Source organism: Streptomyces sp. WELS2 (genome assembly GCF_013870595.1).
GTDB lineage: Bacteria > Actinomycetota > Actinomycetes > Streptomycetales > Streptomycetaceae > Streptomyces.
Map to the genome: position 1 here is coordinate 1 of NZ_JACBWZ010000279.1, position 7361 is coordinate 7361.

Here is a 7361-nt window from a genome sequence, read left to right on the forward strand (position 1 = left end):
ACGCGGCCGGCTCCCGGTCGACGGAGGCCATCAGCGCCGTCCGCACCACCGTCGCCTGCTGCTCCGGGCAGTCCCTGAGCTTGCGCGGCGTGATGTACACGACCGTGATGCCGAGGCGCTCCAGGTGCTCGCGCTTGCCGGCGTACCGGGACCACGCGTCGTCGTCCTGCCGGGACACCCGGGTGTCCAGCTCGACCGCCACCGCGTGGTCCGGCCAGTAGGCGTCCAGGCCGCCCAGGTGCGGGCCGCCGGGCAGGCGCAGGTCGACGTTCCACACCGGGTCGGGCAGAGCGTACTCGCGGACCATCCGGTACAGGCGGTCCTCGGCGGCCGGGCGGTCCTCCGCGAACACCGCGTCCACCGCGTCCGCCACGTGCGGCCGGTGCAGCAGCCGCGCCCGGCCCAGCTCCCGCAGCAGCGCGGCCGGGTCGCAGTGGCCGCCGCGCACCGCCTCGGGCAGCAGCCGCCGTACCGTCTCGGTGTCCGTCGGCTCCGTCACCCCGTCCGCGAGCGCCCGCGCCACCGGCGCCACCGGCAGACCCGCCACCCGCTGCGGCTCGGGCGGCTCGGCGGTGCGCAGGATCCGCACATAGCCGATGGACCGCGGCCGGCGCTGCCGGGACACCAGGACGTCCACCCGGTTCAGGGCGTCGGGCGGCGGGGTGGCCGAGAAGCCGTGCAGGGCCAGCGCCGCCGGCCCGGTGAGCACCGCGTCCGGGTACTGCGGCCGGTGCGGGCCCTGGGCCGTCGGCTGGGCCGGCACGCCCTGCCGCGCCGTGCGGGCCGCGTACAGCAGGGCCGCGCGCAGCCGCTCCTCGCCGCTGGGCGGCCCGGAGTGCAGCAGGATCACCCGCGGCAGCAGCTCCCGCCAGGGGCCGTCGGGGCCGCACCGCTCGGCCAGCTCGGCCGGGGACACACCGTGGGCGCGCAGCTGGGCCGCCGTCAGCACCCGGCGGTGGACGTCGGCGAGGTGGCGCAGGGGGCGCGGGGAGAGGGGGGTGTCGTGCGTCATGGCCTCGGAATTCCCCGCTCCCCTCAGGCCCGTAACCGCTGTTACACATCTGTCGAGGAATGCGGACAAGACGGTACTAAAGGTCAGGTGTTCGGTTGCCGAGAAGGCAGCGAAAACCCCTGGTCCGATCGGGTGCGGACCAGGGGTTACGGCTCTGTCCGCCCGGATTTCGTAACGGTCGCCGGACGGGCGGGCCAGGGGTCAGCGGCCGGCCATCGCGTCACACGCCTGCGCGCGCAGCGCCCGCGCCAGGTCGTCCCGCGCCTCCAGCACCAGCCGCCGCAGCGCCGGCGCCGCGTCCTCGTGCGCCGCCAGCCACGCGTCCGCCGCCTCCAGCGTCTCCGGCCGGTCCTGAAGCGCCGGGAACAGACCCCGCACCACGTCCATGCCGATCTGGATCGACCGCTCCCGCCACACCCGCTCGATCGCCGCGAAGTACAGCTGCGCGTACGGCGCGGTCAGCTCCCGCTGCGACGGCTGGGCGAACCCCGCGATCGTCGCCTCCACCAGCGCGTTCGACAGCGCGTCCGACTCCACCACCTGCGCCCACGCCTGCGCCTTCACCGCCGCCTGCGGCCGCGCGGCCAGACAGCGCACCTGGTGCCGCTTGCCCGACGCCGTGTCGTCCCGGGCCAGCTCCGCCGCCAGCACCGACTCGTCGGCCGCCCCGTGCGCCGCCAGCGGCTCCAGGAACGCCCAGCGCAGCTCCTGGTCCACCTCCAGACCCTCGATCCCGGTGGTGCCGTCCAGCAGCTCCCTCAGCAGCTCCAGATCCGGCTCCGAGGAGGCCACCGCCGCGAAGAACCGCGCCCAGGCCAGCTGCTGCTCGCTGCCCGGCGCGGCCGACCGCAGCTCCCGCACCGCCCCCTCGGCCAGCAGCTCCCCGCCGGTCTCCCGCCACGCGGGCGCCGCGTAGTGCGTGAGTGCCGAGTTCGCCCAGGCGTGCAGCATCTGCAGCACCCCGATGTCCGACTCGCCGCCCGCGAACCGCAGCACCAGGGCGATGAACTCCCGCGCCGGCAGCAGCCCGTCCCGGGTCATGTTCCACAGCGCCGACCAGCACAGGGCGCGCGCCAGCGGGTCCGTGAGCCCGCCCAGGTCCGTGCGCAGCGTCTCCAGCGACGTCTCGTCGAACCGGATCTTGCAGTAGGTCAGGTCCTCGTCGTTGACCAGCACCAGCTCCGGCGCCTGGAGCCCGGCCAGCTCCGCCACCACCGTGCGCGGCTCGTGCACATCCGTCTCCGCGCGCGCGTAGCGCTCGAGCGTGCCCTCGGGCGTCCGCCGGTACAGGCCCACCACGATCCGGTGCGGACGCAGCTCCGGGTGCGACTCCGGGGCCTCCTGGACGACGGCCAGCTCGGCGATCCGGCCGCCGGTGGTGTCCAGCAGCACCTGCGGGGTCAGCGCGTTCACGCCCGCCGTCTGCAGCCACGACCGCGCCCACGCGCTCATGTCCCGGCCGCTCGTCTCGCCCAGCACCGACAGAAGGTCGCCCAGGCGCGTGTTGCCGTACGCGTGCCGCTTGAAGTAGCGCCGCGCCCCCTCCAGGAACGCGTCCCGGCCGACGTACGCCACCAGCTGCTTGAGCACCGAGGCGCCCTTGGCGTAGGTGATGCCGTCGAAGTTCAGCTTGGCGTCCTGCAGGTCGCGGATGTCCGCCGTGATCGGATGCGTGGAGGGCAGCTGGTCCGCGCGGTACGCCCACGCCTTGCGCCGGTTGGCGAAGGTGATCCAGGCGTCCTCGAAGCGGGTCGCGCCGACGCTCGCGAACGTGCCCATGAAGTCCGCGAAGGACTCCTTCAGCCACAGGTCGTCCCACCACTCCATGGTGACCAGGTCGCCGAACCACATGTGCGCCATCTCGTGCAGGATGACGTTGGTCCGCGCCTCGTACGACGCCTGCGTCACCTTCCCCCGGAAGACGTACTCCTCCCGGAACGTCACCAGGCCCGGGTTCTCCATCGCGCCCAGGTTGTACTCCGGCACGAACGCCTGGTCGTACTTCCCGAACGGGTACGGGTAGTCGAAGTGCTCGTGGAAGAAGTCCAGGCCCTGCTTGGTGACCAGGAAGATGTCGTCGACGTCGAAGTACGGGGCGAGCGTCTTGCGGCACATCGCGCCCAGCGGGATCTCCAGCTTCGTGCCGTCCTCGAGGGTCCGGCTGTAGGAGTCCGTCACATAGTGGTACGGGCCCGCCACCACACACGTGATGTACGTCGAGACCGGCTTCGTCTCCGCGAAGCGCCACACCCCGTCCACGAGTTCACCGGCGCCGTTGCCCCACACCGTCCAGCCCTCCGGCGCCCGCACCTCGAACCGGTACGGCGCCTTCAGGTCCGGCTGCTCGAAGTTCGCGAACACCCGGCGGGCGTCGGCCGGTTCGTACTGCGTGTACAGGTAGACCTCGCCGTCCTCCGGGTCGACGAAGCGGTGCATGCCCTCACCGGTGCGCGAGTACGCGCACCGCGCGTCCACGACCAGCTCGTTCTCCGCCGCCAGGTCCTCCAGCGCGATCCGCGAGCCGTCGAAGACCTCGCCCGGGTCCAGGTCCCGGCCGTTGAGCGAGACGGAGGTGACCCGCGGGGCGAGCAGATCGGCGAAGCTGGACGCGCCCGGCTCGTTGCACCGGAACCGCACGGTGGTCACCGAACGGAACGTGCGCGGCTCGCCGTCCCCGTCGCCGACGGCGGACCGCAGGTCCAGGAAGACGTCGTAGCCGTCGACGGACAGCAGGGCGGCCCGCTCCCGGGCCTCGTCACGGGACAGATTCTCACCGGGCACGGACGGCGCTCCTTCGTGATCGCGTGGAGAACGGCTGAGACAGGACCGATCCTGCCATGTGCTCCTGACGGCGGACAGCGGGGAATGGGGGTGGCGCCCGCCTCGTTGACGCGGTAAACGTACGTTTCGCCAAGGAGTGCCATGTCCGAGACCGCCACCTCCGGCAAGACCCCCGTCGACTTCTGGTTCGACCCGCTGTGCCCGTGGGCCTGGATGACCTCCCGCTGGGTGCTGGAGGTGGAGAAGCTCCGCGACATCGAGGTCCGCTGGCACGTCATGAGCCTGGCGGTCCTCAACGAGGACAAGCTCGACGAGCTGCCCGCCGAGTACCGCGAGCTGCTGACCACCCAGGCGTGGCCGCCCGTCCGCGTGGTCACCGCGGCCTGGCAGAAGCACGGCGAGGACGTCGTCGGCCCGCTCTACACCGCCCTCGGCACCCGCATCCACAACAACGGCGAGGGCCCGACCCTGGAGGCCATCGCGGGCGCGCTCGCCGACGTCGGCCTGCCCGCCGAGCTGATCGACTACGCCGGCCAGGAGGACTTCGAGTTCGAGGCCGAGCTGCGCGCCTCCCACAAGGAGGGCATCGAGAAGGTCGGCCAGGAGGTCGGCACCCCGGTCATCGCCCTGCCCGGCCCCGACGGCGAGCAGATCGCCTTCTTCGGCCCCGTCGTCACCCCCGCCCCCCAGGGCGAACAGGCGGCGCGCCTGTGGGACGGCACGGTGGCGGTGGCCTCGGTACCGGGCTTCTACGAGATCAAGCGGACCCGGACCAAGGGCCCGGACTTCAGCAACCTGTAACCGTCTTGGTTCCATGGAAGACCCCCGTGAGTCACGTCCTCACGGGGGTCTTCTTTCATCCGCCTGCCGCCGTGAAGGGTGAGAAGACGATCACGAGGCAGGACGACCGGTGCGCCCGGACGTTCAGGGCGCGAGCAGCAGGACGTTCGCGCGGGACTTGGCGGCCTCGTAGCGCCTGGCCACGTCCTGCCAGTTCACCACCTGCCACATGGCCTCGATGAAGTCGACCTTCTGGTTCCTGTACTGGAGGTAGAAGGCGTGCTCCCAGGCGTCGAACACCAGGATCGGGGTGGAGCCCTGGCCGACGTTGCCCTGGTGGTCGTAGACCTGCTCCACGACCAGGCGCCCGCTCAGCGGCTCGTAGGCGAGCACGCCCCAGCCCGAGCCCTGGGTGGTGGCCGCGGCCTTGGACAGCTGGGCCTTGAAGCCGGCGAAGGAGCCGAAGGACTCCTTGACGGCCTCGGCCAGCTCGCCGACGCCGTCCTGCGCCAGCGGCTCCCCGCCGCCGTCCTTCGGGCCGGTCATGTTCTGCCAGTAGATCGAGTGCAGGATGTGCCCGGAGAGGTGGAACGCCAGGTTCTTCTCCAGGCCGTTGACCGAGCCCCACGACTCCTTGTCCCGCGCCTCGGCCAGCTGCTCCAGGGTGTCGTTGGCGCCCTTCACATAGGCCGCGTGGTGCTTGTCGTGGTGCAGCTCGATGATCTCCGGGCTGATGACGGGTGCGAGCGCGGAGTAGTCGTAGGGCAGGTCGGGCAGCGTGTAGACGGGCATGGGTGTCCCCTCCGGAACCTTATTGCAAGTCTCTTGCAACTACACGCTAGCAACAAGTGGATCAGAGCAACAGAAAGGCCCCCACGTGTTTTCCGTGGGGGCCTGTCGCGCGTGCGGGGCGGGGCGGTCAGCCCTTGGCGCGCAACCGCTGCCAGCCGTAGCCGACCGCGGCCAGGAACAGGGCCATGCCGCCCGAGGAGTACAGCTGGGTCCGGGTGTCCGGCTCGCGCCACATCAGCACGAAGATCGCGGCCATGCCGGCCAGCGCCACCCAGGTCAGCCACGGGAACGCCCACATGCGCACGACCAGCCGCTCGGGGGCCTCGCGCTCGATGCGGCGGCGCAGCAGCAGCTGGGAGGCGGCGATGAAGATCCAGACGATCAGGATGACCGCGCCGATCATGTTCAGCAGCCACTTGAAGATGTCGTCCGGCCGCCAGTAGCTGAGCAGCACGCAGACGAAGCCCAGCACGGAGGAGGTGACCACCGCGATCCGGGGCACCCCGCCGGACAGCCGCGCCAGCACCTTCGGGCCCTGACCGCGCTCGACCAGCGAGAAGGCGATGCGCGAGGCGCCGTAGATGTTGGCGTTCATGGCGGACAGGAGGGCGACGAGGATGACCACCTGCATCAGCTGTCCCGCCCCGGGGATGCCGAGGTGTTCGAGTGTGGCGACGTACGGCCCCTTGTTCTGGTCGGCGATGTCCTTCGAGTCCCACGGGACCAGGGTGACGACGACCGCCATCGAGCCGACGTAGAAGACGGCGACACGGAGCATCGCGGTCCGTACGGCGCGTGCCACGCCCCGCACCGGGTCGGAGGACTCGGCCGCCGCGATGGTGACCGTCTCCAGGCCGCCGTAGGCGAAGACCGAGGCCAGCAGGCCGATCACCAGGCCGTTGCCGCCGTTCGGCAGGAAGTCGGTGAGGTGGGAGGTGCCGGGCGCGTCCGTGCCGGGCAGCACGCCGGCGATGGCCAGCACGCCCAGGATCAGGAACAGGCTGATCGCGCCGACCTTCAGCGCTGCGAACCAGAACTCGAACTCGCCGAAGTTCTTCACGGCGGCCAGGTTCGTACCGCAGAACACCACCATGAACAGGAGCACCCACATCCACTGCGGGGTGCCCGGCAGCCAGCCCTGGACGATCTTCGCGGCGCCGATGCCCTCCAGGCCCACCGCCGTACACAGCAGCACCCAGAACGACCAGCCCGCAGCGAAGCCCGCCCACGGGCCGATCGCGCGCTCGGCGTGCGCGGAGAAGGAGCCGGACGACGGGTAGGCGGCCGACATCTCGCCGAGCATCCGCATCACCAGCATCACCAGCACCCCGGAGAGGGCGTAGGCGACCACGATGGACGGACCGGCGACGGCGATGCCCGAGCCGGAGCCGACGAAGAGCCCCGCGCCGATCACCCCGCCCAGGGCGATCATCGAAAGATGGCGCTGTTTGAGGCCGTGGGAGAGGGAGCCGTCCGCCTGCTGCGGCGTCGTCTCCGTGGTCGTGCTGTTGGGCATGGGTGCTGCTCTCCCCCGTGCAATGGGCGGGCAAAAACCCCGCCAGTCTCCGCGCCCCGTCCGCTCAGGCGAAGGGGATGACCACTATCCGGACACCTCTGGTGCGCAGGGTTAATCTACGGTTACGGCGTCGAGCGTGACCAGAGGTCGTACGCGACTCTCGATTCCTTTGGTGGGATTCCACAGTTGGGGCGCGTGTCCCGCCCGTCCGGGACAGGCGGGGGAAACGGCTCCGCCCCCGTGATCAGTGTCACGCCCCGGCCGGTGTAATCGGCTCTCTTTGTCCGGAGCCCACCAAGTCGCCGTTCCGGCCTTTGTCGGGCGCTGACGGTGATCGGCGGAGCGCGCCGGTATAGCGTCGCGGTGTCCCGACGTGTCCACACCATCCCGTGGAGTCCCCATGAGCACCGCCACCGCCACCGCCCGACCCGGCGCAGTCCTCGCCGACCTGCTCCCGGCCTCCCGCAATGGGGCTGGGCA

General features: G+C 71.2%; 5 protein-coding genes. 1 reads left to right on the forward strand and 4 read right to left on the reverse strand.

The features are described from left to right. On the reverse strand, window positions 1-1012 hold a 1012-nt coding region (locus H5J33_RS17685), incomplete at its 3' end, for a hypothetical protein (RefSeq protein WP_181795904.1). Between the two features lie 201 nt (window positions 1013-1213). Further along, window positions 1214-3793 carry an aminopeptidase N gene (gene pepN / locus H5J33_RS17690; protein WP_181795905.1) on the reverse strand — a complete coding sequence of 860 codons (2580 nt, stop codon included), beginning with the start codon at window positions 3791-3793 and terminating at the stop codon, window positions 1214-1216. A 141-nt stretch (window positions 3794-3934) separates the two neighbouring features. Here pepN and H5J33_RS17695 point away from each other — a divergent pair, with 141 nt between their 5' ends. After that, window positions 3935-4594 carry a DsbA family protein gene (locus tag H5J33_RS17695; RefSeq protein ID WP_181795906.1) on the forward strand — a complete coding sequence of 220 codons (660 nt, stop codon included), beginning with the start codon at window positions 3935-3937 and terminating at the stop codon, window positions 4592-4594. Between the two features lie 123 nt (window positions 4595-4717). Here H5J33_RS17695 and H5J33_RS17700 read toward each other — a convergent pair whose 3' ends face one another. Both H5J33_RS17700 and H5J33_RS17705 read right to left on the reverse strand, forming a co-directional pair. Then, on the reverse strand, window positions 4718-5365 hold the full coding sequence (locus tag H5J33_RS17700; RefSeq protein WP_181795907.1) for a superoxide dismutase: 648 nt from the start codon (window positions 5363-5365) through the stop codon (window positions 4718-4720). Between the two features lie 127 nt (window positions 5366-5492). Next, window positions 5493-6881 (reverse strand): amino acid permease, encoded by a 1389-nt coding sequence (locus H5J33_RS17705; protein WP_181795908.1) that lies wholly within the window; start codon window positions 6879-6881, stop codon window positions 5493-5495. Between the last annotated feature and the right edge of the window lie 480 nt (window positions 6882-7361).

What these genes read in the sequence shown, in the direction of transcription:
- H5J33_RS17695 (WP_181795906.1), top strand. Translation starts at nt 3,935, where the DNA reads ATGTCCGAGACCGCCACCTCCGGCAAGACCCCCGTCGACTTCTGGTTC.
- H5J33_RS17700 (WP_181795907.1), bottom strand. Translation starts at nt 5,365, where the DNA reads ATGCCCGTCTACACGCTGCCCGACCTGCCCTACGACTACTCCGCGCTC.
- H5J33_RS17705 (WP_181795908.1), bottom strand. Translation starts at nt 6,881, where the DNA reads ATGCCCAACAGCACGACCACGGAGACGACGCCGCAGCAGGCGGACGGC.